The 26,973-nt window shown below is 60.9% G+C and carries 13 protein-coding genes, 1 rRNA gene and 1 pseudogene; 4 read left to right on the top strand and 11 right to left on the bottom strand.

Annotation, left to right across the window (positions count from 1 at the left end; translation table 11 throughout):
• Positions 1-6: 6 nt before the first annotated feature.
• Positions 7-122: ribosomal RNA gene (gene rrf / locus BW33_RS18470) — 5S ribosomal RNA — on the top strand.
• A gap of 65 nt (positions 123-187) precedes the next feature.
• Here the strand turns inward: rrf and BW33_RS18465 are convergent.
• The 4 genes from BW33_RS18465 to BW33_RS18450 form a co-directional block, all read right to left on the bottom strand.
• Positions 188-1,366, bottom strand: coding sequence for a PepSY-associated TM helix domain-containing protein (locus BW33_RS18465; protein ID WP_047600358.1), 1,179 nt, complete (start codon positions 1,364-1,366; stop codon positions 188-190).
• A gap of 77 nt (positions 1,367-1,443) precedes the next feature.
• Positions 1,444-3,945 (bottom strand): TonB-dependent siderophore receptor, encoded by a 2,502-nt coding sequence (locus BW33_RS18460; protein ID WP_047600357.1) that lies wholly within the window; start codon positions 3,943-3,945, stop codon positions 1,444-1,446.
• A gap of 87 nt (positions 3,946-4,032) precedes the next feature.
• Positions 4,033-5,034 carry a FecR domain-containing protein gene (locus tag BW33_RS18455; protein WP_047600356.1) on the bottom strand — a complete coding sequence of 334 codons (1,002 nt, stop codon included), beginning with the start codon at positions 5,032-5,034 and terminating at the stop codon, positions 4,033-4,035.
• Positions 5,034-5,534 carry a sigma-70 family RNA polymerase sigma factor gene (locus BW33_RS18450; protein WP_047600355.1) on the bottom strand — a complete coding sequence of 167 codons (501 nt, stop codon included), beginning with the start codon at positions 5,532-5,534 and terminating at the stop codon, positions 5,034-5,036. Before BW33_RS18450 ends, BW33_RS18455 begins: the two co-directional genes overlap by 1 nt.
• A gap of 311 nt (positions 5,535-5,845) precedes the next feature.
• On the opposite strand from BW33_RS18450, the gene BW33_RS18445 reads away from it, so the two are divergent.
• Positions 5,846-7,726: a methyl-accepting chemotaxis protein gene (locus tag BW33_RS18445; protein WP_047600354.1), complete on the top strand. Its 1,881-nt coding sequence runs from the start codon at positions 5,846-5,848 to the stop codon at positions 7,724-7,726.
• Between the two features lie 146 nt (positions 7,727-7,872).
• Here the strand turns inward: BW33_RS18445 and BW33_RS18440 are convergent, their stop codons facing one another.
• From BW33_RS18440 to BW33_RS18420, 5 genes are all read right to left on the bottom strand, one after another.
• Entirely contained in the window at positions 7,873-8,340 is a 468-nt protein-coding gene (locus BW33_RS18440) for an SRPBCC family protein (RefSeq protein ID WP_047600353.1), read from the bottom strand.
• A gap of 22 nt (positions 8,341-8,362) precedes the next feature.
• The gene (locus tag BW33_RS18435; RefSeq protein WP_047600352.1) at positions 8,363-11,755 is read right to left on the bottom strand and encodes an amino acid adenylation domain-containing protein; all 3,393 of its coding nucleotides are present in this window, start codon (positions 11,753-11,755) and stop codon (positions 8,363-8,365) included.
• Between the two features lie 13 nt (positions 11,756-11,768).
• Positions 11,769-12,698 carry a diiron oxygenase gene (locus BW33_RS18430; protein ID WP_047600351.1) on the bottom strand — a complete coding sequence of 310 codons (930 nt, stop codon included), beginning with the start codon at positions 12,696-12,698 and terminating at the stop codon, positions 11,769-11,771.
• Positions 12,695-13,471: a DUF3050 domain-containing protein gene (locus BW33_RS18425; RefSeq protein ID WP_047600350.1), complete on the bottom strand. Its 777-nt coding sequence runs from the start codon at positions 13,469-13,471 to the stop codon at positions 12,695-12,697. The genes BW33_RS18430 and BW33_RS18425 overlap by 4 nt, the downstream gene beginning before the upstream one ends.
• Positions 13,472-14,240: 769 nt before the next feature.
• Positions 14,241-14,951 carry a GntR family transcriptional regulator gene (locus tag BW33_RS18420; protein ID WP_047600349.1) on the bottom strand — a complete coding sequence of 237 codons (711 nt, stop codon included), beginning with the start codon at positions 14,949-14,951 and terminating at the stop codon, positions 14,241-14,243.
• 197 nt (positions 14,952-15,148) lie between these two features.
• Here BW33_RS18420 and lapG point away from each other — a divergent pair, with 197 nt between their 5' ends.
• Together lapG and lapD are read left to right on the top strand one after the other, a co-directional pair.
• On the top strand, positions 15,149-15,841 hold the full coding sequence (gene lapG, locus BW33_RS18415; RefSeq protein WP_007962016.1) for a cysteine protease LapG: 693 nt from the start codon (positions 15,149-15,151) through the stop codon (positions 15,839-15,841).
• 14 nt (positions 15,842-15,855) lie between these two features.
• Positions 15,856-17,802, top strand: coding sequence for a cyclic di-GMP receptor LapD (gene lapD, locus BW33_RS18410; protein WP_047600348.1), 1,947 nt, complete (start codon positions 15,856-15,858; stop codon positions 17,800-17,802).
• 193 nt (positions 17,803-17,995) lie between these two features.
• Here lapD and BW33_RS18405 read toward each other — a convergent pair whose 3' ends face one another.
• Both BW33_RS18405 and BW33_RS18400 read right to left on the bottom strand, forming a co-directional pair.
• Positions 17,996-18,334 carry a hypothetical protein gene (locus BW33_RS18405; protein WP_047600347.1) on the bottom strand — a complete coding sequence of 113 codons (339 nt, stop codon included), beginning with the start codon at positions 18,332-18,334 and terminating at the stop codon, positions 17,996-17,998.
• A gap of 147 nt (positions 18,335-18,481) precedes the next feature.
• Positions 18,482-26,973: pseudogene (locus BW33_RS18400) on the bottom strand (LapA family giant adhesin); the annotation flags it as partial.

Here is a 26,973-nt window from a genome sequence, read left to right as displayed (position 1 = left end):
GAATTTCTTGACGACCATAGAGCGTTGGAACCACCTGATCCCATCCCGAACTCAGAAGTGAAACGATGCATCGCCGATGGTAGTGTGGGGTTTCCCCATGTGAGAGTAGGTCATCGTCAAGATTAAATTCCAGAACCCCTGTCTGCTAACGCAGACAGGGGTTTTGTCGTTTCAGGGCTCCCGAACGTCAGGCCGTTTTACGAGCTTTGCTGATGCGCCTGGCTTGCCACTTACGCCACCAGATATAGACGCCAGTCCCTGACAGTCCCGCAATCACAACACCCAATACCGCGATCAGCACCTGCCCGGTAAAGCCTATGATCCGCCCGCCATGTATCGGTAACTGCAATCGATAAAACCGCTCCCCCAATGTCCCTTCTCCAGCGATTTCCTGCCCTAATAATCGTCCGTCCGTGCCGTGAAAGAACAACCAGGATTTGCCATGCGCTTGAGTGTCGTGTTGCCCGAATCCTGCACCGTAGAAGTTGTACTCAAAGCTGTAATACAACTCTCCGATCGCCACTGTCAGTCCTAGTCTTTTCCCCTCCTGCAATGCCCTTTCGTACGCCTGTTGATAACTCAACCGCGTCATCCCCAAATCGGAAGGAGGCATTCGTCCTCGGGCTTCATAAACGCTCGGCTCAATCGGCGAAAACAACGACACCGTCGGTTTGAACACCTGGCTCGGCAAATTCATCGCGACACTGCTGACCGCAATCGGTAGCAACAACAACCACAGCCATAGTCCCCCCGCACGATGCAGATCGAAGTTGAGCCGATAAGCGTGCCCGCCCTTGATCTTCCAGGCCGTCGACCACTTCCTCCAGAACGGTTTGCCACGAGGAAATGTCAGCCACAAAGCGATAAAACAATCGATCACCCAAGCGCACGCCACCAGACCCATCAACCACAAGCCCCAGTTACCTGGCAGGGTCAGGTTGTAATGAAACTCGAGAATGAACGGAATGAAGTTCTCCCGGGAAAAGCAGCACTCGCCCCAGTAACGTTGCCCTTTCTGCTCGGCACTCACCGGGTCCAGGTAGAACACTTGATTGCGCTCATCAAATGGTTTGCCCGTCGCCGGATCGTTACGTGGAACAGCTGCCAATAGCGCGGTATGCCCCAATTCGTCCGGATACTCCATGTACCAGACCTGCAGCTTCGGATGCGTGGTTTGCACAGCATCGACCAACGCCCCTGGAGGCAATCGCTGACCCTCGGTGGAGGCCGCATAGAATTGCGGATTCAGCCACTCATCCAGCTCATGATTGAACGCGAGAATGCTCCCGGTGATCCCGGCCAGCAGCAAAAACACCGCCGTCGCCAGCCCGATATAGCGATGCAATAACACCAATAATGCGCGCATGAAATTTCCCCACAAAGACGACAAAGCCAGCCCCCCGAGAAATCAGGGGCTGGCTTTTTTATGCACAAGGCAAAGGCTTAGAACTGGTAGCTGACCGTGGCGGCGACGTTGCGCTCTTCGCCCATGTAGCAGAAGTTCAGACTGGCGCAGGACGCCACATAGGATTCGTTGGTCAGGTTGTTCGCGTTCAGGCGCACGTCGACACCCTTCAAGCCGATCTTGCCCAGGTCATAACCGATGGATGCGTCGAACAAGGTGTAGGAAGGCACCTTCAGCGTGTTTTCCGCGTCCGCCCAGCTATAACCGACATAACGCACACCACCACCCAGACGCAGGCCGTCGAGTGCCGAGCTGTCGAATTTGTAGTCCGCCCACAACGACGCCATGTGCCGCGGTGCCTGGGTCGGCGAGTTGCCTTTGTTCTCGATCACATCGGTCGGCGTGCTCAAGGTGCTGACCATCGACTTCGAATACTCGATATCGGTGAAGGTGTAGCTGCCGAGTACTTTCAGGTTATCGGTCAACTGCATGTGCGCTTCCAGTTCCAGCCCTTGGGAACGGACAGCGCCTACAGCTCGGTAGAAGTTTTCCTGCGGCAGCTTGGTCGCCAGGTTCTCCTGATCTATGCGGAACAGCGAGGCGGTGAACAGATTGTCGGTGCCCGGCGGCTGGTACTTCAGGCCGACTTCCCATTGCGTCCCGTCAGTTGGCGGCAGAGGATTGCCGGCGCTGTCGGCATACGAGTTCGGGTTAAACGACTCGGAGTAGCTGATGTACGGCGCCAGGCCGTTATCGAACAGATACAACGCGCCAGCGCGGCCGGTCAGTTTGGTGCGGCGGTCATTGATTTCGGTGCCCACTGGGCGTCCTGCTTCGGCGATGCGGTTCTCATCGGAGGTCTCGACCCAGTCCTGACGCAGGCCCAGCGAGAAGCGCCACTGGTCCATCTCGATCAGGTCCTGCAAGTACACGCCGGTCTGCTCCAGGCGGCGCAGGTAACTGGTGTCGCCGTACATATCGATCGCTGAGTTGCCGTATACCGGGTTGAACGCATTGATCGGCGCCAGACCGCCGCTGGTCCAGTCGACCACCGTTTTGCGCCGCTGATAGTCCGCACCCATCAACACGGTGTGCTTGGTAGCCCCGGTGAAGAATTCGGCCTGCAGCATGTTGTCGACGATGAACGCATGCAGACGTTCATCGCCGCCGGTGTAGTAGCGGTTCAGTTCATTGCTGGTTGGCGTCGTCCAGCCATAGGCGTAAACCTGATCCATGTTCACTTTGGAGTCGAGGTAGCGGAAGTTCTGCCGCGCTGTGAAGACATCGTTGAAGCGATGTTCGAACTGATAGCCGAACGATTGCTGATCCCGCGAGTAGCCATCAATCCCCGGCTCGCCCTCGAAGAAGTGCGGCGAGATGCGATTGCCGTTGCGCTGATGAATCGTCCCGTCCGCCGGCACGCCGCCGTGGTAGCCGCCATCCGGATCATGTTGCAGATACGCCTGCAGCGTCAGCGAGGTGTCTTCAGTGAAATCAATGCTCAGGGTCGGGGCGAGGGCGAAGCGTTTGTCCTTGTTGTGGTCGAATTGTGTGTCGGACTGATCCGTCAAACCGGTCAGACGATAGGCAATGCGCTTGTCGTCATCGACCGGGCCGCTGAAGTCAAAACCGACCCCGCGCTGACCTTGGGTACCGACCGTGGCCTGAACCTGATGATAGGCCTCGTACAACGGCTTTTTGCTGGTCAGCGCCACCAGTCCACCGGGCGAACTGCGACCGTACAACACCGACGATGGGCCTTTGAGAATATCCACGCGCTCAAGGAAATACGGATCGACCTGCATGGTGCTGTAGGTTCCGCTGTCGCCCATCGACTTGAGACCGTCGAGGTAAATGTTGTCCACCGAGCCATCGTTGAAACCGCGCATCGCCACATAGTCGTAGCGATGGGTCGCCCCGTAAGGGTTGGTCAGCACGCCGGGGGTATAGCGCATCGCCTGGGAGACGGTCTGCGAGCCTTGGTCGTCCATTTGCTCGCGAGTGACCACGGACACGCTTTGCGAAGTTTCCAGCAGCGCGGTACTGGTCTTGGTGGCGATCTGGCTGTGGGTGGCGTTGTAGCCTTCCATGCTGCCCAGCGCGTTACCGAGGGCGAAGCCTTTGATATCGGTGGTCGGCAGTGCCAGTGCGGCGCTCTCGCTGACTGAATGCAGGATGTAGCTGCTGCCGTCCTGGCTAAGCGCTTCCAGACCCGAACCGCCCAGCAAATGGCTCAACGCCTGATCGGTTGAATATTCGCCCTGTACGCCCGGAGACTGCCGCCCCTGCGTTTGCTGTGGGGTCATCGACAAGGTGATGCCCGCCTCGCGCGCAAACTGGTTCAACGCTTCACCCAACGGGCCGGCGCCGATGTTGTAGCGATGACTGCTCGCTTCACTGGCAGTGGCGGCGAGGCTCACGCCGGGCAGCGCACTGGCGCCCAGAACGGTGGACAGCAGGGCGGCGCGAATCGCGTGGCGCAGCAGGCCCGATTCGTCATTGAAATTCAGCGGGTTCTTACAGGTGAGGCGGACAGTCATTGTCGGTTTCCGTGGTCAGTCACAAAGGCTGAGTTGAAGTGCTTACTGACCAAGCCGGACTCGTTGCGAAAACCCGCCAGAATAATTTCAGGCCACCGCCTCGAGCGTTACCCACCACCGGGTGCGATAACGCAATTGCACCGGCAAAGTCTGCGGCAGGATGGCCAACAACTTGTCGGTGTCCTCCAGGCGGAACACCCCGGACAGGCGCAAATCAGCCACGGCCGACGCACACGTCACGAAGCCCTGCCGATAACGCCCGACCTCGTTGAGAAAATCGCCCAGGCGCATGTTGCGAGTGACGATCAAACCGTCGACCCACGCACCCGCCTCCATACTCAGTGGCAGTGCCGGGCGCACCTGATGGTGATCAATCAGATAGGTCTGCCCGGCGAGCGCCTCGACCGAGGTTGCGCCGCTGCGGATGGCGACGCTCCCTGAGCTGACAGTCAGCCGCGTGCAATCGCTGTCCTGACGCAGGATGAAGCGGGCTTTTATCGGCTCATAAATGCCATGACGACTTTGCACGCGAAGTGGCCGGTTGAACGCCGCGCCTTCATCGTTACCGCCGCACGTGACGATGATTTCACCACGGGTGAGTTTGATCAGCCGCTGTTGCGGGGTGTAATCCAGATCCACTGCGCTGGCAGTGTTCAGCTCGATCCGCGTGCCGTCGGGCAACTGGAAGCTGCGGCGTTCACCGGTCGCCGTAGCGTAATCAGCGCGCCACTGCTGCCAGATGGAGGTGTCCTTGGCCAGCCATGCCGCGGAGCCCATCAGCACCGCGCCAGACAGCAGCTTCAAGGCTTGTCGCCGCCCCAACCCTTGCGCACTGTTTTCCAGCGTATTGAATGCCACCTGCGCGCCGGGCACGGTGCGCAGGTTATGGCTCAATTCCGCCTGCAGCGACTGCACGCGCTGCCACGCCAGTTCATGTTCATGATGCTCGGCGCGCCACGCGTCGCACTGATGACTCAGGCGCGCATTGCCATGGTTGTTGCGCAGCCGCAGCAACCAGTGGATGGCTTGCTTGACCACCTGTTGTTGCGGCTCGGTGCGGCGCCCGGCTGAGTTGTTGTCCGCAGGCATCAGGCTTCGTACCGCAACACGTAGCAGTGATACAGCGCATCGGCGACGTAGCGTTCGACTGAGCGCAGGGACAAACCCATCTGCGCGGCGATCTGCTTGTGAGTCAAACCTTCGCACTGCGCCAGCAGAAACGCCTGACGGACTTTCGGCCGCAAGCCTTCGAGCATGCGCGCGACGCTCTCAAGCAACTCGATCACCAACGCGCGGGCTTCGGCGCTCGGGGTTTCGGCTTCGGGCAAGTGGGCGATGGTTTCGAGATAGGCGCGTTCGATTTCTTCACGACGCCAATGGTCGATCACCAGACCCCGGGCGATGGTGCGTAAAAATGCGCGAGGCGCCTTGAGTTCAAGACGTTCGCTGCGCTGCAACAGACGGACGAAGGTGTCCTGGGCCAGATCCGCGGCATCCGCGGCGTTGCCCAGCCGCGCCCGCAGCCAGGCGTTGAGCCAGCTGTGATGACTACTGTAAAGCGCCTGCACTGCAAACTCAGGTGAGGACATGAACGCGACAGCCCGAACGTCACAAATGATAATTAGTCGCATTTTTATCAAGGGCCGCGAATTTTGCAACCTCCGCTCGGATATCCAGCAAAAAAACTTCGTGGCGAACGCTCTGGCACGCCGTTCGGCGGGAATCTGACAGAAATGCCGGGCATTTCCCACGCAGGCCTAAGATTTCCGCGGATGGTGCCGACAGACTGGTGAGACATGCGTGCACCAAAGTAGAGCGGCCGTCAGAACGCCGCCTGCGCTGTACATGGAATGTTGCATCCCGGAACGCATCCCCACTTTTGCATAAGAAGTCCCATGAAATGAATCTCAAGTTCAGCCATAAAATCCTGTTGGCCGCCTCGGGCGTCGTGGTCCTGGCTTTCGCTTTGTTCACCCTCTACAACGACTATCTGCAGCGAAATACCATTCGCCAGAACCTCCAGTCGTCCGTGCAACAGGCCGGCGATCTGACCGCCAGCAGCGTGCAGAACTGGATGAGCGGGCGAATTCTGGTGCTGGAAAACCTCGCGCAAAACGTTGCCCATCAGGGCAAGGACGCCGACTTCCCAGGGCTGGTCGATCAACCGGCCTTCACCTCGAACTTCCAGTTCACCTACGTCGGTCAGGCCAACGGGGTGTTCACCCAGCGCCCTGACGCGAAGATGCCGGACGGCTACGACCCGCGTCAGCGCCCTTGGTACAAGCAAGCAGTGATTGCTGACAAAACCATGTTGACCCCGCCGTACATGGCGGCGGTCGGTGGTCTGGTGGTGACCATCGCCATGCCGGTGAAAAAGAATGGCGAACTGCTGGGTGTGGTCGGTGGAGACCTGAGCCTGGAAACGCTGGTGAAGATCATAAACTCGGTGGACTTCGGTGGCCTTGGCCACGCGTTCCTGGTCAGCGGTGACGGCCAAGTGATCGTCAGCCCGGACAAAGACCAGGTGATGAAGAACCTCAAGGACATCTACCCGAATTCCGGCGTGCGCATCGAGAAGGGCAACCAGAACGTGGTGCTCAACGGTCAGGAACGTATCCTGTCGTTCACCCCGGTCAGCGGTTTGCCGAATGCCGACTGGTACATCGGGCTGTCGATCGATCGTGACAAGGCCTACGCCGCCCTCAGCCAGTTCCGGACTTCGGCGCTGATTGCGATGTTCGTCGCGGTCGCTGCGATTGCGCTGCTGCTGAGCCTGCTGATCAACGTCCTGATGCGTCCGCTGACCACCATGGGCCGCGCGATGCAGGACATTGCTCAAGGCGAAGGCGACCTGACCCGGCGTCTGGTCGTGGAAGGCAAGGATGAGTTCGCCGAACTGGGCAGCTCGTTCAACCAGTTCGTCGAGCGCATTCACGCGTCGATTTCCGAAGTGTCTTCGGCCACCCGTCATGTACACGACCTGTCGCAACGTGTGATGGCCTCGTCCAACGCCTCGATCATCGGCTCCGACGAACAAAGCGCCCGCACCAACAGTGTCGCCGCGGCGATCAACCAGTTGGGCGCCGCCACTCAGGAAATCGCCCGCAACGCCGCCGATGCTTCGCAGCACGCCAGCGGCGCCAGCGAGCAGGCCGATGACGGTCGTCAGGTGGTCGAGCAGACCATTCAGGCGATGACCGAGCTGTCGCAGAAGATCAGCCTGTCGTGCACCCAGATCGAAACCCTGAATGCCAGCACCGACAACATCGGCCACATCCTCGATGTGATCAAAGGCATCTCGCAGCAGACCAACCTGCTGGCGCTCAACGCGGCCATCGAAGCGGCACGTGCCGGTGAAGCCGGACGCGGTTTTGCGGTGGTGGCGGACGAAGTGCGCAACCTCGCCCATCGCACTCAGGAATCGGCGGAAGAGATCCACAAGATGATCACCTCCTTGCAGGTCGGTTCGCGTGAAGCGGTGACCACCATGAACGCCAGTCAGGCGTCCAGCGAAGAGAGCGTTGAAGTGGCCAACCAGGCCGGCCTGCGCCTGGTCAGCGTGACCCAGCGCATCGGCGAAATCGACGGCATGAACCAGTCGGTGGCCGCAGCAACCGAAGAGCAGACGGCGGTGGTGGAAACCCTCAACGTCGACGTCAACCAGATCAACCTGCTGAACCAGCAGAGCGTCGCCAACCTCAATGAAACATTGAAGGACTGTGATGCGCTGTCGCAGCAGGCGAATCGGTTGAAGCAGTTGGTCGACAGTTTCAAGATCTGATTTTCAGATTGGAGACTGCGTTATCGTTATTCGCGAGCAGGCTCGCTCCCACAAATTGACCGCGTTCCTACAGAAGGAATGCAATCAAAATGTGGGAGCGAGCCTGCTCGCGAAAGCGGTCTGACAATCACCGCAAAGCCGAAACTTTAGACAAACAGCTTCAGCACATTCCCCATCGCATCATCGGCAAACCCCTGCACGAAATCCTTGAACCCCGGCAGTGCCTCGTCACCTCCGCTGGCCGGCTCGGCAATGATCGTCCAGGTCGCCCGCGACTTCCCCGCTCCCAATGATTCCACGTTCATCGCCGCCCACAGATTCGCCACACCCAAGGTGTTGTAGATCGTGGTCCAGGTCATGGCGCGCACCTGCTCATCGCGGGAGTTGAGTTGTTCGACCACCACGTTGCCGTCCTTGAAGAATTTCTTGCGCAGCGAGGACACACCTTCGCCAGTCATTTCGATGTGCGACAGCGCCGGAATAAAGCGGTCGAAGCCAGCGAAATTGCCGACCACCGCCCAGACCTGCGCCGCGTCCGCCGGCACTTCCACCGACGACACAACGTGGCAGCCGTGCGGGTTTTTGATCAGGGTGTCGGGTTGCAGATTGCTCATGGTGTTGCTCCTTTTGGGTGAACTAAATGAAGTTGATCTGTTTCAGGTAATCGCAGCCGCGACGCAGCAGTGCCGGGGATTTTTCCGGGTAGTGCGCGCCCATCTGTTGCACACCGGCTTCAGCGTTGGCGTGGCCGATCAGGGAGATGTCGCCGATGTCCTCCTCGAAGCCGTTGAGGTAGAAACCGAGCACGCCGAACAGCGCGTTGTCGGCGTCGACCCGACCCAGTTGCTGCTGCCAGTCGGCGACGCTGACCAGCGAGAATTCGCTGCCGGTTTCGCGGAACGAAGCGACGTAGGCATCCCAACTCAGCGGTTCGGGGTTGTGCAGGTTGAACACCGCGCGCTCGGTCGAATAACGGCTGGCGTGGAAGGCGATGAAGCGGGCGAGAAAGTCCACCGGCATCAGGTCGAAATTCAGCGCAAAGGCCGGCACCTGACCGAGCTGGATCGAACCTTTGAGCATCAGCATCAAACGGTTTTTGTGCGGCTGGCAGACACCGCTCAGGCTGTTGAAACTGATGTTGCCGGGGCGATACAGGTTGACCCACACCCCGCGCTCGCGGGCCCGTTCGAGAATGCGTTCGCCGACCCATTTCGACAGGTTGTAGCCGTTGCGGATGTAGATCGGCGGGGTCGCTGCGGCGGGCAACTCGAGCACTCGGCCTTCGCTATCGACGGTGCTGGAAGCGGACAGCGTCGAGACAAAGTTGAAGACCTTTTTGCTGCGCCCTTCACAGAGGCGCAGCAGCTCGAAAATCGGCTCGACGTTATCCGCGGCCAGCGACTCGTAATCGAGCACGTGATTGACGTTGGCAGCGTTGTGCACCAGTGCGCCGAACTCGCGATCCAGGCGCTGATAATCGTCGTCGGCCAGGCCCAGTTGCGGGCGGGTGAGGTCCGCGGAGTAGATTCGCACCCGAGTCAGATCCAGATGCTCGAGACGGTTCTCGCGCAACGCCTGGGCAAAACGCTGCGCCGCCGTTTGCCCGCCGCCGTCACGCACCAGACACGCCACCTCGCTGGCGCCCCAACCAAGCAGCGCTTCGACGATGTGCACGCCGACAAAGCTGTTGGCACCCGTGACGATCACCTTGTGCACATCGCCCAGGCGACTGATCGGCAGCGGCTCGATGTCCAGTGGGCGCTCGGAGTCGGCCATGGCCTGGGCGCTGAGCACTGCGCTGTCATCGGTACCGCGCACCAGCGTCGCGAGTTTGATGATGGTCGGCAATTCGATGAAGCGGTTGATCGAGATGCTGCGTCCGAATTCCTCACGCAAGCGCAGTAACATCCGCGAGAGCAGAATCGAGTGCCCACCGAGATTGAAGAAGCTTTCGTCGGTGGAAATATCGCTGCTCGGCAGCTCCAGCAGTTCCGCCCAGATCTCCAGCAGCAACGCTTCGTCAGCGTTTGCCGGCAGGCATTTCGGGCCGCAGTCCTGCACGCTCACCGGCAGCGCCAGCAACGCCTTGCGGTCGACCTTGCCGTTGCTGGCGAATGGCATCTGCGCCAGTTCAGTCCACGCCACCGGTTGCATGTAGTCCGGCAGGAACTGCTGGGCATGCGCCTTCAAGAGATCGCGGGCAGCGTCCGACTGCGGCTGTGCAAGGAACGCCAGAATTCGCCGCTGACTGTCGATCACCACCGCCACCTGGCGGTACAACTGGCTCTCGCGCAGGCAACGCTCGATCTCTTCCGGCTCGACCCGGAAGCCACGGATCTTCACCTGATTGTCGCGCCGTCCGCACAGCTCGATACCGTGTTCGCCCCACTTGGCCATGTCGCCGCTGCGGTAAGCACGCAACGTTTGGCCGTGCGGCAGTTGCAGGCTCAGATAGCGTTCGGCGGTCTGTAGCGGATTGTTCAGATAGCCGAGGCAGACGCCGGGGCCGACGATGAACAATTCGCCGACTGTGTTTTCCGGCACCGGTTGCAGATCGTCATCGAGAATCAGCACCTGACTGTTGGCAATCGGTGCGCCGAGGGTGCGGTTGCTGTCACCCGGTTTGAGCTGGCGAGCGGTAATCAGCACCGTTGCTTCGGTGGGGCCGTAGAGGTTGTGCAGCTTGCCCTGACGGGTCAGTTGCTCGATAACGAAGGGCTCGCAGACGTCGCCACCGGTCATCACCTCAACACCTTGCAGTTGCTCCAGCGGCAGGATGCTCAGCAGCGCCGGCGGCAGGAACGCGTGGGTCAGTTGCCGACGGCGGATCAACGCCACCAGTTGCAGCGGATCGCGGCGTTGCGTGTCATCCGGCACCACCAGCTCGGCGCCCTGCAGCAGGCTCGGGAAGATATCGATCAGCGACGAGTCGAAGCTCAGCGAGGAGAACTGCAAGACCCGACTTTCGGCGCGCAACTGCACGTAATCGGCATACCACGCGGTGAAGTGTGCGAGGTTCGCCTGGCTCAGCAGCACGCCCTTCGGATGCCCGGTGGTGCCGGAGGTGTAGAGCGCCATGCACGGTGCTTCAAGCGTCGGCCGCTGACGCATCAACGGCAGGTCGAGATCGGCGTCGGCACTGTCGATACGACTGACATCCAGCCCGGGCATCGACTCACCGAGCGGATGCTCGCCGTCGTGCAGCAACAACACCGCGCCGGCGTTTTGCAGGATGTATTGCTGGCGCTGCAACGGATGGCTCGGCTCCAGCGGCAGATACACTGCGCCACTGCCGAGCACCGCCAGAATCGAGGCGAACAGCGCCGGGCTTTTCGGCTGGCAGATACCCACGATCCACGGCTGCGGATGCTGTTCGAGCAACGGTTGCAGACGTTGCTGGATCGCACGGCTGTGCGCGTGTAACTGGCGATAGCTGAGCGACTGCTCGGCCAGGTGCAGCGCCGGCCGCTCGGCGTGTTCGATCAGGCTGCGTTGCAGGCGTTCGATCAACGGCGTCTGCGCCTGTTGCAACAATACCGGATGCGTCGTGGCGTTGAGGCGATGGACGTAAGCCAGACTGTCGAGAAACGACAGGTCTTCCACCTGTTCGAAGTCCGGCGCCGTGGCCGGCAATGCCTGTTGAAAATACTCGGCGTCGCGCGAGAAGCGGCTGACCAGCAACGCGACTTCGTCGACCACCTGCGTCAGTACTCGCTGACGCAGGGCTTGACCATTGCCGGACGGCTCATCGCCAATCGGCACACGGCTGATCAGTGACGAGCCGAGGAAGCACAGCAGGTCGAGCGTTGGTAAACCGCCAAGGCTCGGCGACCCGATACCCAGACGCAGATGCAAGTGCGGGATGGCGCAGAAATCGCCAGCGCCGATGAAGCCATCGTCGATGATCAGATCCACCGTCGATTGCGCCGCGCCGCTGCGCCGCAAGGAGTGACCGTGTTGTTCGAGTTCCTGCGCCAGGTCGGTCATGGCCTGGCTGGCGCCAATCAATAAAATGTCGAGACGTCTCATGTCGGCCTCCTCCTCAAACCAGATAGTCACGCAGGGCGTGCTGCACGCAGGGCGTGTCGAGCAGCGAGCTGCTGTGGAAAAAACGCACGATGTTGCCCACCAGCGGATGGTGGCGATTGATCGGGAAGGCCAGCCCGGCCATTTCGTCCTTGAGCGAGCGGCGCACTGCCTCGCTGACCGGCAGGGCGTCGATCAGGCGCAGATCGAAGGACTTCTGGATGTCGTTGGTCAGGTAATGGCCGATGAACACCGGCAGGATCTGCGCGATGGTTTCCCGGTCCGCATCATTGGCGGTGTGCCAATAGATGCGCACCATGCGCGCCCAGAAGCTGGAATGCCGGCCCTCGTCGAGCAAGTGATCGGCCATCAGCCCTTTGATCGATGGCTTGACCGTGTCGTCCCGGGCGAACGCCGCGACGTCGCCGGTCACGGTGTTCTCGGCGATGGCCACGCAGATCAGCTCCACTGCGCTACGCAGGTGCTCGGGTGCCAGTGCCACGGCGGCAGGAATCGCCCGGCTCAGTTCGATTTCAGTGGGCAGTTCGATCGGCTCGATGCCGGTCATGGCCACGGTCTGCTGCATGAAATCCATCGCCACCAGCGCGTGGTAATCCTCGTCCACCACCACGGTCATGGCGTCGTAGCGACAGGCAAACGGGAACGGCACGGAGAAACGATTCTTGGCGATGGCGCGGGCGGTCTGGTCGACGATTTCGGTCTCGAAAATCACCACGTCGTTGATGAATTTGTACAGCGTCTGCACCAGGGCGAAATCCCGTTGTTGCGGGCACTCGCGCAGGAAGGTTTCGCTGAGCACCAGGGGCTGGCGGCTCAGCGGGTAGATCAGGCGTTCATCGTCTTCCAGCACGCGCCGTGGCCGGGTGCGAATGGTGGCGCGGGTTTCCCACGCGTCGGCGAAAGATTGGTAGTCGGCGGCGTTCATTGGGCCACCTCCGCCAAGGGTTCGCGCATGCTCAGGCGCAGGCCGTCCCACAGGGCGATGCGGCTTTCCACCGCCGCGATGGCGCTGGCATAGACCTCGGCTTCACGCTGCGGATCGCCATCGACCAGGCGCTCGAGCAGGTGCTCCGCCGCCGGGCCGTGATCTTCCGAGTCGACCTCGATGTGGCGTTCCAGGTAATAGCGAAAAGTCGGAGCCTGTTCGATGCCGATCCCCCAGTCATCGAGGATGCGCTGGAACATCGGCGGAATCACACTCTCGCGACCATGCAGGAACGCGGCGGCGACGCTATGGCCTGGCGCATGCAGCGCGGTGTGCAGCGTCTCGCGCACAAATTTTGCTGCTGCCGGATCAACCTCGATGCTTTGCAGAGCGACGTCGTAACTCACGCCTTCCTGTTGCAGCGCGACAAACCGTTCGACCGCCGTAGTGCTCGCACCGACCTCACGCATGGCGTCCAGGTACAGCTCGAAATGGCTGTAATGGCCGTGAGCGGGACGGTCGTCGGACTCTTCGCCGAGCACGATTTCATTGATCAGGCGTGCGGCATGCGGGTCGCGCGGCGGTAGCCATGGCAGCCGCGTACAGGTCAGTTCCTGCTGCAGGCGCTTGGTCAGCGACATGAAATCCCACACGGCGAAGACGTGGGATTCCATGAACCGGCGCAGTACCGATAACGAATCGATCTCGGTGAAGATCGGGTGAACGCTCAATTGCGCTTTTTTCAGGGCGAGTTGTTCTTTAGTTGGCATCATGGCGAACCTCGGTGTTATTGGAATAGAGGGAGTTGCTCGTTCGGTGCATCAACGTTGAGTGATCGGTTCTGAAAGTTTTTCTATTGGCGAGCGCTGGCCTCATTCGAATTAATGAAAGTTTGCAAAATGCATAAGAGGCTCTGGGCTATGCGTTGGCGACTATTTGCCAACACTATTGTCTGACTGCGGAGCCGTGCCGATTTTGCGGGGTTTAACCTGCTCGGCGAGGAAAAGCTAATACATCGTCAAATAACTTAACAAGTTTATTTTTAATTATTTTTAGTTGTCTGTTTTTTAAGTATGAGTTGGCCTGATAAAACTATTGAGTTGAGTTTTATTTGGGCGTAGTTGCTCCTTTCGGCGAATAAAGGCCAAAATTGAAAACAAGAGTGAATGCCTCACTCAAAGCAACTTTCCGATATAGAGATTGAAGTGATGTATAGGAATGAAAGTGGGCCGGAAACGGCGCCGTAACTTCCCTTTTTCCCGTGGCAAGGCTCCTTCCGTAGGTTCCTGGTGCGGGGACTGCGCCGGCGATGCGGTGCGTCGCCCGTTCTTCATGGGTTGGCCGTTAAAGAGTGCGGGTAAATTGGCGGGACGGCTATGACCGATTCGTCCGCGGCGAGGTGCGATACCGGGCGAACCGGCGCAGGGAGGTCAGAGCGAACAGGCGGATCCGCCAGCAGGTTTGCGGCGGATGCACAGAGAGGATTTGTAAGCGGGTTATTCGCCGGTCAATTGCGAGAGCATGAGACCGGCGTGGAGGGCATCAGCGAACGGCCTTGCGGTTTTGTCCGGCGGGGCTGGCGAGATAGCGGGTGATGACCTCGACACCACGGTTGAGGTGATGTGTGAGCAGCTTCACCGACAGTTCGACATCGCGCTCGATCACGGCCTGGAGCATGGCGCGGTGATCTTCCTGGGACAATTTGCCCAGGCCCATGGCTTCGAGGTTGAACCGCAGGAAGCGCTCCTCCTCGTTGAGGCCGTCTTCGACCAATCGCAGCAAACGTCGATTCGGTGCCTTACTGTATAAAGCCATGTGGAACAGGCGATTGAGCCGACCGATTTCGCTGTAGTCGTGCTGGATTTCGAGTTCTTCGATATATCTGGCGGCAAGCGCGTGATCGGCGCTGGTCAGCAACGGGATCGACTGGCGCATGGCCTCGGATTCCAGGAGGATCCGCAACTCGTAGGTTTCGGTGGCGTCGCCCTGAATCAGCGGCGCAACCACGGCGCCCTTGTGGGTGGTGACGCTCAGCAGTTCCTGCGCTTCGAGCTGGCGCAGAGCCTCGCGCACCGGCATGCGGCTGACCCCGAACAGGTCGGCCAGATCCTGCTGACGCAGGGCGGTGCCGCACGGCAAGCGACCGTCAAGGATCGCCGAGCGCAGGGTTTCTTCGATGATCGAGCGGGCGAGATGTGCGGGAATCGGCCCGTCGACTTTGATGCTGTGCAGCGGTTTGGGCTTCTGTGTCACAACTACTCACCCTGAATGACGACGGAATTTGGATCCAAAGACACTAGTGATTGCTCTACAGGTTGTCAAACGATGTAAAGGATTACTGTCCTGTATGAAGTTTAGCGCGATGGGGATGATCTCAGGGTGCCATTGTTTTTTGCCGGGCTAAGCTTCACCATCAAACGCTTTCCTTCCTGCCCCCCTGGAAACCTGCTGTGGCGGTACGTTTCGCGATCCCCCGGACTCTGCGCTGGCTAGGCTGCGCACTGTTGCTGGCCGGCGTCATGCTGGGCGGCCTGCATGCCGATTGGGATTTTTCCGCGATCAGCCGCAAAGCCACGGCGCTGTACGGCCCATTGGGTGCCGGGCAGCAGCGGATCGATGCGTGGCAGAACCTGCTGGCCACGCAGAAACAGGTCAGCGAGATGGAAAAGCTCAAAGTGGTGAACCTGTTTTTCAACAAACAGGTGCGTTATGTAGAAGATATCGATCTATGGGGTCAGGTCGATTATTGGGAGACGCCCATCGAAGCGTTGTGGAAAGGCGCCGGCGATTGTGAAGACTACGCGATCGCCAAGTATTTCAGCCTGCGCCATCTCGGGGTCTCCAGTGACAAGCTGCGCATCACCTACGTCAAGGCACTGCGCCAGAATCGCGCGCACATGGTCCTGACTTACTACGCCACCCCCGATGCCATGCCGCTGGTGCTCGACAGCCTGATTGATCCGATTCAGCCTGCGTCCCAGCGAACCGATTTGCTGCCGGTCTACTCTTTCAATGCTGAAGGCCTGTACCTGCCGGGAGCCAAGGGCAACAAAAAGGTCGGTGACACCAAACGCCTGTCGCGCTGGCAGGATGTGCTGAAAAAAATGCAGGCCGAAGGTTTCCCGGTCGAAACGACTAACTAGGAGCACGCGCTCAGATGTCTTTGTTCAAACAGCTGTTGATCGCTATCTGTCTGTTCCTGGTGGTCGCCTTCACCGGCAGCTTCATGGTCAGCCTGGAGAGCTCGCGCACCCAGTACGTCAACCAGCTGCGCTCCCATGCCCAGGACGCCGCGACGGCGCTGGCGTTGTCGCTGACGCCGAATATCGACGACCCGGCGATGGTCGAGCTGCTGGTCAGCTCGATTTTCGACAGCGGCTATTACGCGAGCATCCGCGTGGTCGATCTCAAGACCGACAAGACCATCGTCGAGCGCAGCGGGATTCCGGCGGTCAGCAATGTGCCCGACTGGTTCGTCAACCTGATCGGCCTCGAACCTGCCGGTGGCGACGCACTGGTCAGCCGTGGCTGGGAGCAGGCGGCGCGGGTCGAGGTGGTCAGCCACCCGATGTTTGCTGTGGCCAAACTGTGGCAGAGCGCGTTGGGCAGCCTCGGTTGGCTGCTACTGTGTGGCGCGGTCAGTGCGGTGCTTGGTGCGCTGCTGCTGCGCCGGCAATTGCGCCCGCTCGATTACATGGTCAAACAATCGCACGCCATTGCTCGCCGCGAATTCCTCAGCCTGCCGGACCTGCCGCGTACCCCGGAACTGCGGCGCGTGGTGCAGGCGATGAACCAGATGGTCGAGAAGCTCAAGGCGCTGTTCCAGGAGCAGGCCGAGCGCAGTGAAAAACTGCGTGCCGAGTCTTATCAGGACAACCTCACGGGGCTTGCCAACCGGCGCTATTTCGAGATGCAGCTGCACAACCGCGTGAGCAACCCGGAGCAGGCCAGTTCCGGTTATCTATTGCTGTTGCGGGTCAAGGACCTGGCCGGGCTCAACCAGCGCCTGGGCGGGCAGCGCACCGACGAACTATTGAAAGCAGTCGGCGAGCAACTGTCCCGCGAATGCGCCAAATACCCGGAGACCCAGAATCTCGTGACGCGCATTCGCGGCGGTGAGTTCGCTGTGCTGGCGCCGGGGCTGGTGCGCGAAGAAGCGCTGCAACTGGCGCAGAACCTCGACAGTGCGCTGAGCAGCCTGCACGCCACCGGCGCCACCGATGTGCCGGCCGTGGCTTCCATTGGCCTCGCCCCGTTTGCCCACGGTGATTCACCGCAAGCGGTACTGACCCTGGGCGATCAGGCGCTGGCGCAGGCCGAAGGGCAGGGCGAGCAGAACTGGGCGTGCATCGATCAGAGCCTGGTGGCGGACGTCGGTGACGATCACCACGCCTGGCATCGCTTGCTTGATCAGGCGCTGAACCAGCAGTGTTTCGAGCTGTACTTCCAGCCGGTAGTGGCCGCCCAGGACACACAACTGGTGCTGCATTACAAAGTGCTTTCGCGCTTGCTGGATGAGCAGGGCCAGACCATTCCGGCCGGGCGTTTCCTGCCGTGGCTCGAGCGTTTTGGCTGGACCGCGCGACTGGACCGTCTGATGCTCGAACGCGTGCTGGAGCAGATGAAAGAGCATGAGGATTCGCTGGCGCTGAACCTGTCTTCGGCCACCTTGGCCGATCCACAGGCGCTGAACAAAGTGTTCGAGATTCTGCGTGCGCACTCCGACCTCGGCGAGCGCCTGACGCTGGAGATCGGCGAGGAGCAATTGCCGGAGCAAGCGGTGCTGGAGCAGTTGACTCGGCGTCTGCGTGAACTCGGTTTCTCCCTGAGCCTGCAGCGCTTTGGTGGACGCTTCAGCATGATCGGCAACCTGGCGCGGCTGGGGCTTGCGTACCTGAAGATCGATGGCAGTTACATCCGGGCGATCGATCAGGAGAGTGACAAGCGCCTGTTCATCGAGGCGATCCAGCGTGCGGCGCACAGCATCGATCTGCCGTTGATTGCCGAGCGGGTAGAGACTGAAGGCGAGTTGTCGGTGATTCGCGAGATGGGCTTGTATGGGGTGCAGGGGCAGTTGTTTGGTGAGCCGAAGCCCTGGAAGTAAACTTTTAGTACGGCGGCGTCATTGATGCCGTCTTCGCGAGCAGGCTCGCTCCCACATTGGAATGCATTTCAAATGTGGGAGCGAGCCTGCTCGCGAAGGGGCCGTTAAAAACAAAAAAGATCGCAGCCTTCGGCTGCTCCTACCGGGGAATGCGTTCCATGTAGGAGCTGCCGAAGGCTGCGATCTTTTGCTTTTAAATCAGCCCGGTCTCTTCATCGTCGATCAACTGGCTCAACCCGCCCAACGCCTCACGCGCCTGGGTTCGATCCATCAGCTTGGCCTGTGCCGCCGGCGGCAGGTCGGTGACGCGGATCACGCCCTTCTGGGTCAGCACCTGAATCAGGTCGTCGAGTACCCGAATCATTTCAAAGTCGCTCTGCTTGAGCTGTTTGAGGCTATTTTCCACGGCCGCGTTGGCGAACCAGGCCTGGATGTCATGGTGGTCGGCCGGCAGCGTTTCCGTGGCCTCGGCATAGGCCGCAGCTTCCACGCGAATCAACTGACCCTGCGCATCGCGTTGCACGTAAAACATTGAGCATCCCTCAGAAAGAACCAGCGTCATGCTGTCAGCAGCATAGGCCAACTGCGCGCGAGTATGCGGGGTGGCGACGAAATCGTCACCGCTGAGTTAGCCGCAAACGTGACGGCCGCCCCCAGGGGCGGCCGTTTGGTTCACGTATCAGCTGTTGTTGTGGTCGACCTTGATGGTCGGATCGCTGCCGGCAATCAAGTTGTGAATGTTGGCGCTAGACCAGTTGTTGCCTTCCAGTTTGATCGTCACGTCCGGCGTGGCGGCTGCCGCGTCGCCGGAGTTGAACTTGCCCGCCGAGCTGACTTGCAGCGACGACGTGCCATCAACCGTAGTGATCTTCAGGAAGTTGTCGATGGTGCTGCCGGTTTCACCCTGCAACAGATCGCGCAGGTCGATGCGGTCGCCTTCGTTGGCGTTGAAGTCCTTGATCACGTCATTGCCGGTGTCGCCCGCCTTCCAGACGAAGGTGTCGGCACCCGAACCACCGATCAGGATGTCGTTGCCCTTACCGCCGATCAGCGTGTCGTTGCCGGTGCCGCCGAGCAGGATGTCATTGCCTTTGCCGCCGTCGAGCAGGTCGTTGCCGCCCGAACCGAACAGGATGTCGTTGCCTGCGCCACCCAGCAGCGTGTCGTTGCCGTCATGCGCACCGGAGACATCGAACGCCTGATAGTGCTCGGTGATGTACTGGTGCACGTTGCTGGTGGTGACCTTGCTGACGTCGACCCCGGTTTCCTTGGCAACGAACGCCTGCATCGCCTGATAACCCTCACCGGCAATGCCGTTGAAGCTCACCAGGTCGCCGAACAGGATGTCGTTGCCGTCGCCACCGCTGACGGTGTCGTTGCCCGGCATCGTCGCTTCGGTGTGACCGATAATGGAGTTGGCCAGATCCTTCGGATCGATATTGGTCTGTGGCGTCTTGTCCGAGTCGTAGGGTTTCAGGTCGTTGAGGCTGACATCGTTATTCAGTCCGATAGCCTCGACGTTCGACAGACCGCTGAGCAGGGCAAAGCCACTGGTCGAGTTACTGGTCGTTGACGAGTTGGTGCTGTTACCGGTACCCGCCAGATTCGACAACTCATAGGTGCCGTCGCCCTGCGCGTGGATGGTGCCCAGATTAGTGCCGCTCCAGCCCCACCACGAATTGTAGGTTTGCAGGGTCACGGTGCCGGCGCTGTTGATCGTCAACGCGTGGGTATTGTCGATGTAGGTGCTGAAGGTGTCGCCCGGCTTGTAGTTGCTGGTTTTCACCACGTCGTCGAGCTTCACGTTGCCGTACAGCGTCGGGTTGGTCTGTTCGCCGCTCTGGTAGTAGGTCGGCTGGCCGTCGGTGATGAAGTACGTGAGGTTCTTCGCGCCAGTGTTGGCCACCGCGTCGGCGCTCTGGAACCAGTTGGCCGTGGTCTTGAATACGTCCTCGTAGTTGGTGCCGCCGCCGGAGGCCATCGAGTCCAGTACGGCTTTGAGTTGCGTCAGCGCGTTCGGGTCGTTGAGGTTCACCGACACCGACTTGTTGACCTGGGTATCGAAGTCCACCAGGAAGATGTTCACCGTACCCGAATTGCTGCCGCCCAGGCTCTGCTTGAGACTGTTGAACACCGAGGTCAGCGAGTCTTTGGCTGCGTTGAGCGACGAAGCGCTCATGCTGCCGGAGCTGTCGACCATGAACGCGATGTTGTAGTTGGTACCCGGCACCACGGTCAGACCGCCAATGTCAGCAACCATGATGTCGTTGCCATCGGTGCCGTTGAAGGTGTCATCGCCAGAGGTACCGACCACGGCGTTGTACGCCGCCGGTACCACGGTGACCGGAATCGTCGCGGTGCTGCTGGCCGAGCCGCCGACCATCTCGGTGGAGGTCGAGGTCACGGTCAGGTTGAACTGGCCGTTGTAGTAGGTCGGCGGAGTCACGGTCAGGCTGCCGAGGCTCCAGCCGGTGACGTTGGCTTCGCCGTTGCTTGCGGTCACGGTGAAGCTGTGGCCATGCCCGTCGGAGAGTACCGAGCCGACCGGCGCGCCGCTGATCTTCACGCTCAGGGTTTCCGAGCCGTCGGTGTCGGTCAGCGCGGTGTTGATCGCCGACAGTTTCACCGTGGTGCCTTCGGCGCCGGTGTTGAGTTTGTAGCCGTCGTAATAGCCTTCGCCGTTGCTGCCATGCAGGTCGGAGACGGTCACGCCGGCATTCACCAGATCCTGCACGCCGGTGTAGATCGGCACACCGGCGCTGCTCAGGTCGATTGGCGTGCTGCCGTTGACCGACAGGTTCACGTCATAGCTGCCCGGGCCGCTCTGGTTGTGGTGGTAGATGTCCAGGGTGTAGTAGCCGCTGGTGGTCGGGGTGAACGAACCACTGATCGTGCCACCCGCGCCCCAGGTACCCGACGCCACGCTCTTGCCGCCAATGGTGATCAGCAGGCTGTCGTCAGCCACGCCGCTGAAGCTGTAGGTCTTTCCGGCTTCCAGATAGATCAGGCCCGAGGTTTTCGACGCGGTACCGGCGGTCACACTGCCGTCGGACTGCACGTTGTTCACGTTGGTGCTGGAGTTCGGGGTGCCGGCACCATCGATCACGTTTTTCAGGGTGGTCGAGTTCGCGCCGCTGCCGTCGGTGCCCAGGCCCGGCAGACCGGTCCAGACTTCCTTGACCAGTCCGGTGGACTTCACGCTGTTGTCGGCCACGCTCACGGTCGGTGCATCCGCCACAGGGGTGATGTCGATCTTCACGGTGCCGGTGTTGCCCAGCAGTTGGCCGTCGGTTGGCTGGAACTTGATCTGCGCGTAGTCGGCCTGGTTGTTGCCCACGCCGTTGCCGCCGTAACCGTTGACACCCGACTCGTTGGCATCCGGCATGAAACGCAGCTTGCCCGCGTCGATGTCAGCCTTGCTGAAGGTCTGGTTGTTGGCGACGTCTTTCCAGGTCGAACCGTCCAGATACTGCAGTTTGCCTTCGCCCGGCAGCTGGGTGATTTTGATGCCCAGACTGCTGGCCGGGCTGTCGACGTCGGTCACACCGAAAGTCGACCAGCCGAGGATCAGCGGCGTGTCTTCGGTGCCGGTGACGTTGACCGGCGCGGCAACCGGCGCATCGTTGACCGCCACCACGTTGACCGTGGTGGTCGCGGTGTTGGAGTAGTTGCCGCCATCGGTCACGGTCACGGTGATGATCCGCGGCACGGTGCTCGGGTTTTCACTGCTGTTGGTGAAGCTGATGTTCTTGATCGCCTGCATGTAGTCGGCGAGCGTCGCGTTGCCCGACAGGGTCAGGGTCACGGTGCCGTTGGTGCTGTTGGCATTGATCGTAATGCCGTTGACGCTGTTGCCGAGGTTCAGTGCATCGCCGTCCTGACGGTTGGTCAGCACGATAGTCGCACCGGTCAGCATGGTGCTGTCCGGGTCGGTGATCGTCAGGTCAGTGTCGGCAATCGACACGCCAGCGCCCGGGGTGTTCTCAGTGAACGTCACCTTGTAATCGGCACCGGTGGCGCCGCTGGAGTTGTTGGCATCCAGGTCGATGACCGGTGGCGCATCGTTGTCGATGATCGAGGTGCTGACGCTGCCGTTGGTGCTGCTGACGGCCAGGTTCTCGAAGTTGCCGCCGGTGGCCGAGTCGATCTTGACCACGAAGTTCTCGGTGCCTTCGGTGATCTTGTCGTCGATGGTCGCGACGTTGAACTGCGCGCTGCTGGCGCCCGCCGGGATCTTCACGGTGTACACGCCAGTGAAGTCCGAACCGTCGGCGGCGGTGCCGCTGTAGACGATTTTAAGGGTCACGTCGGTTTGCGCCGGGTGGGTCAGGCTGACGGTGTAGCTGGCGGTCTGGCCTTCGGTCACCGAGGTGCTGCCGGTGATGCTGACAGTGGTGGTGTCGATGGTATCGGCGACGCTGGTTACGGCTGGCGCGGTGCTCGGTACCAGGTTCTCGAAGCTGCCACCGCTGGCGTTGGTGATGGTCGCCTGCACGCTGCCGGCGTCTTTGTAGACATCGTCAGCCGGGGCAGGAACGGTCACGGTGCCGGTGGTTTTGCCGGCGTCGATGGTGATCACCGAGCCGTTGCTCAGGGTCACGGTCAACGGCGAGCCGGCGGCGTTGCTCAGGGTCGCGGTGTAGGTGATCTGGCCACCCTCGCTCACCGTCGGGGGCGCGCTCAGCGACAGGTTGGTGGTGTCGACTGTGTCGGTCACAGTGGTGCTGACCGGAGTCTTGTCGGCAACGAGGTTTTCGTAATTGCCGCCGGTCACGTTGGTGATCGAGTTGGTCAACGGAGCGTGGCCGGTCAGCGCATCGTTTGGTGCGATGCTGGTCACGGTGCCGGTGGTTTTACCGATGTCGATGGTGATCGTCTGGCCGTTGGCCAGGTTCACGACGACTGGCGAACCGGTGACTGGCGCACCGACGGTGGCGGTGTAGGTGACGGTGCCACCCTCGGCCACGCTGCCAGTGGCGGTGAGTTTCACGCCAGTGGTGTCAATGGTGTCGGTGACGCTGGTCACGGCTGGCGTGGTGCTTGGTACCAGGTTTTCGAAGTTGCCACCGGTGGCGTTGGTGATGGTTGCCTGCACGGTGCCGGCGTCTTTGTAGACATCGTCAGCCGGAGCAGGAACGGTCACGGTGCCGGTGGTTTTGCCCGCGTCGATGGTGATCACTGCGCCGTTGCTCAATGTCACGGTAACCGGCGAGCCGGCAGCGTTGGTCAGCGTCGCGGTGTAAACAATCGAGCCGCCTTCAGCCACGGTGCCGGTCGCGGACAGCGACAGGTTGGTGGTGTCGACAGTGTCGGTCACGGTGGTGCTGACCGGGGTTTTGTCGGCCACGAGGTTTTCGTAGTTGCCGCCGCTGACGTTGGTGATCGCGTTGGTCAACGGTGCATGCCCGGTCAGCGCATCGTTCGGTGCTGTGGTGGTCACCGAACCAGTGGTCTTGCCGACTTCGATGGTGATGTTCTGCCCGTTGGCCAAGGTCACGACAACCGGCGAACCGGTGACCGGTGCACCGACGGTCGCGGTGTAAGTCACGGTGCCGCCTTCAGCCACCGAAGTATCGGCGCTGAGCTTCACGGTGGAGGTGTCGATGGTGTCGGTGACTTCGGTCACTGCAGGAACAGTGCTTGGGACGAGGTTTTCGAAGTTGCCACCGGTGGCTCTGGAAATGGTTGCTTCGACTTTCCCTGCGTCTTTGTACACGTCGTCAGCCGGAGCAGGAACGGTCACGGTGCCGGTGGTTTTGCCGGCGTCGATGGTGATAACAGCACCGTTCGACAGCGTCACGGTGACTGGCGAGCCAGCCGCATTGGTCAAGGTCGCGGTGTAGACGATCGAGCCACCCTCGGCCACGGTGCCGGTCGCACTGAGCGACAGGTTGGTGGTGTCGACAGTGTCGGTGACCGTGGTATTGACCGGAGTCTTGTCGGCAACGAGGCTCTCGAAATTACCGCCAGTCACGCCGGTGATCGCGTTGGTCAGAGGAGCATGACCGGTCAGTGCATCGTTCGGTGCGGTGGTAGTTACGGTGCCAGTGGTTTTACCCACTTCGATGGTGATGTTCTGGCCGTTGGCGAGAGTGACGGTCACTGGCGAACCGGTTACCGGTGCACCAACGGTCGCGGTATAGGTGACGGTACCGCCTTCAGCAGCAGACTCGGTCGCGGTCAGTTTGACCGTGGTGGTGTCGATGGTGTCGGTGACGGTGGTCACGGCTGGCGCGGTGCTCGGCACCAGGTTTTCGAAGCTGCCGCCGGTGGCGTTGGTGATGGTTGCCTGAACGGTGCCGGCGTCTTTGTAAACGTCGTCAGCCGGAGCCGGAACAGTCACGGTGCCGGTGGTTTTGCCGGCGTCGATGGTGATCACGGCGCCGTTCGACAGGGTCACGGTGACTGGCGAGCCAGCGGCGTTGGTCAAGGTCGCGGTGTAAACGATCGAGCCACCCTCGGCCACGGTGCCGGTCGCACTGAGCGAGAGGTTGGTGGTGTCGACGGTGTCAGTAACGGTGGTCGAAACCGGCGTTTTGTCGGCGACTAGATTCTCGTAATTGCCACCGGTCACGCCGGTAATCGAGTTGGTCAGTGGTGCATGCCCGGTCAGCGCATCGTTCGGTGCGGTGGTAGTTACGGTGCCGGTGGTTTTGCCGACTTCGATGGTGATGTTCTGCCCGTTGGCCAAGGTCACGACAACCGGCGAACCGGTGACCGGTGCACCGACGGTCGCGGTGTAAGTCACGGTGCCGCCTTCAGCCACCGAAGTATCGGCGCTGAGCTTCACGGTGGAGGTGTCGATGGTGTCGGTGACTTCGGTCACTGCAGGAACAGTGCTTGGGACGAGGTTTTCGAAGTTGCCACCGGTGGCGCTGGAAATGGTTGCTTCGACTTTCCCTGCGTCTTTGTACACGTCGTCAGCCGGAGCAGGAACAGTCACGGTGCCTGCAGTTTTGCCCGCGTCGATGGTGATCACCGCGCCGTTGCTCAACGTCACGGTAACCGGCGAGCCTGCAGCGTTGGTCAGCGTCGCGGTGTAGACGATCGAGCCACCCTCGGCCACGGTGCCGGTCGCACTGAGCGACAGGTTGGTGGTGTCGACGGTGTCGGTGACGTTGGTCGAAACCGGCGTCTTGTCGGCGACCAGATTCTCGTAATTACCGCCAGTCACGCTAGTGATCGCGTTGGTCAGAGGAGCATGACCGGTCAACGCATCGTTCGGCGCGGTGGTGGTGACGGTACCAGTGGTTTTACCCACTTCGATGGTGATGTTCTGGCCGTTGGCGAGAGTGACGGTCACTGGCGAACCGGTTACCGGCGCACCAACGGTCGCGGTATAGGTGACGGTGCCACCTTCAGCAGCAGACTCGGTCGCGGTCAGTTTGACCGTGGTGGTATCAATGGTGTCGGTGACGTTGGTGACTGCAGGAACAGTGCTCGGCACCAGGTTCTCGAAGTTGCCACCGGTAGCAGTCGAAATGGTCGCTTCGACTTTACCGGCGTCTTTGTACACGTCATCGGCAGGTGCCGGAACGGTCACGGTGCCCGTGGTTTTACCGGCTTCGATGGTGATCACCGCGCCGTTGGACAGCGTCACGGTCACCGGAGTACCGGCCGGGTTGGTCAGGGTCGCGGTGTAAACGATCGAACCACCTTCCGCCACCGAGTCGCTGGCGGTCAGGTTCAGGTTGGTGGTGTCGACGGTGTCCGACACCGAGGTGTTCGCCGGTGTCTTGTCGGCCACCAGATTTTCATAGTTGCCGCCGGCAACCTTGTCGATGGCGACGCTCAACGAGCTGCCGCCCGCCAAGGGGCTGTTCGGCGCGATGAAGTTCACGCTGCCGGTGGTCTCACCGACGGCGATAGTGATGGTCTGGCCGTTGGACAGGGTCACGACGACTGGCGAGCCGGTTACCGGTGCGGTCACGCTCGCGGTGTAGACCACGGTCTCGCCTTCGGCGACGTTGGCGGTGGCAGTCAGCGACACGGTGGAAGTGTCGATGGTGTCGTTGACGGTGGTCACCGCCGGAGTGTTGCTGGTGACCAGGTTTTCGAAGTCGCCACCGGTCGCGCCCTTGATGGTCGCTTCAACGGTGCCGGCGTCCTTGTAGACGTCATCCTTCGGTGCATCGACGGTCACGGTTCCGGAAGTTTTGCCGGCGTCGATGGTGATCACCGCGCCATTGCTCAACGTCACGGTCACCGGGGTGCCGGCGGCGTTGGTCAGGGTGGCGGTGTAGGTGATCTGGCCGCCTTCGTTCACCGCCGGAGTCGCGCTCAGCGACAGGTTGGTGGTGTCGACAGTGTCGGTCACGGTGGTGCTGACCGGCGTCTTGTCGGCGACGAGGTTTTCGTAGTTGCCGCCGCTGACATTGGTGATCGAATTGTTCAGCGGTTCGTGACCGTTCAGCGCATCGTTCGGTGCGGTGGTGGTGACGGTGCCGGTGGTTTTGCCGATGTCGATGGTGATGGTCTGACCGTTGGCCAGGGTCACGACCACGGGCGAGCCGGTCACTGGCGCGCCAACCGTAGCGGTGTAGGTGACGGTGCCACCTTCGGCCACCGAGGTATCGGCGGTCAGTTTGACGGTCGAGGTATCGATGGTGTCGGTGACTTCGGTGACGGCCGGAACAGTGCTTGGCACCAGGTTCTCGAAGTTGCCGCCCGCAGCATCCTTGATGGTCACTTCAACCTTGCCGGCGTCCTTGTAGACGTCATCGGCTGGCGCTGGAACGGTCGCGGTGCCGGTGGTTTTGCCGGCATCGATGGTGATGACTGCACCGTTGCTCAACGTCACGGTCACCGGCGTACCGGCTGGATTGGTCAGGGTTGCGGTGTAGACGATCGAACCGCCCTCGGCCACGGTACCGGTAGCGCTCAGGGTCAAGTTGGTGGTGTCAACGGTGTCGGTCACGGTGGTGCTGACCGGGGTTTTGTCGGCCACCAGATTCTCGTAGTTGCCGCCGCTCACGCCGGTGATCGCGTTAGTCAGCGGTTCGTGACCGTTCAGCGCATCGTTCGGCGCGGTGGTGGTCACGGTGCCGGTGGTTTTACCCACTTCGATGGTGATGGTCTGGCCGTTGGCCAGGGTCACGGTCACTGGCGAGCCGGTGACAGGTGCGCCGACGGTGGCGGTGTAAGTGACAGTGCCGCCTTCAGCCACCGAAG

Source organism: Pseudomonas sp. RIT288 (assembly GCF_000631985.1).
Taxonomy (GTDB): Bacteria; Pseudomonadota; Gammaproteobacteria; order Pseudomonadales; family Pseudomonadaceae; genus Aquipseudomonas.
This window is presented reverse-complemented; position numbering and strand designations above follow the sequence as displayed.

Coding starts and splice junctions, on each gene's coding strand:
- BW33_RS18450 (WP_047600355.1), bottom strand. CDS start 5,534: ATGTCCTCACCTGAGTTTGCAGTGCAGGCGCTTTACAGTAGTCATCAC.
- BW33_RS18435 (WP_047600352.1), bottom strand. CDS start 11,755: ATGAGACGTCTCGACATTTTATTGATTGGCGCCAGCCAGGCCATGACC.
- lapD (WP_047600348.1), top strand. CDS start 15,856: ATGTCTTTGTTCAAACAGCTGTTGATCGCTATCTGTCTGTTCCTGGTG.
- BW33_RS18440 (WP_047600353.1), bottom strand. CDS start 8,340: ATGAGCAATCTGCAACCCGACACCCTGATCAAAAACCCGCACGGCTGC.
- BW33_RS18455 (WP_047600356.1), bottom strand. CDS start 5,034: ATGCCTGCGGACAACAACTCAGCCGGGCGCCGCACCGAGCCGCAACAA.
- BW33_RS18405 (WP_047600347.1), bottom strand. CDS start 18,334: ATGTTTTACGTGCAACGCGATGCGCAGGGTCAGTTGATTCGCGTGGAA.
- BW33_RS18460 (WP_047600357.1), bottom strand. CDS start 3,945: ATGACTGTCCGCCTCACCTGTAAGAACCCGCTGAATTTCAATGACGAA.
- BW33_RS18430 (WP_047600351.1), bottom strand. CDS start 12,698: ATGAACGCCGCCGACTACCAATCTTTCGCCGACGCGTGGGAAACCCGC.
- BW33_RS18425 (WP_047600350.1), bottom strand. CDS start 13,471: ATGATGCCAACTAAAGAACAACTCGCCCTGAAAAAAGCGCAATTGAGC.
- BW33_RS18445 (WP_047600354.1), top strand. CDS start 5,846: ATGAATCTCAAGTTCAGCCATAAAATCCTGTTGGCCGCCTCGGGCGTC.
- BW33_RS18465 (WP_047600358.1), bottom strand. CDS start 1,366: ATGCGCGCATTATTGGTGTTATTGCATCGCTATATCGGGCTGGCGACG.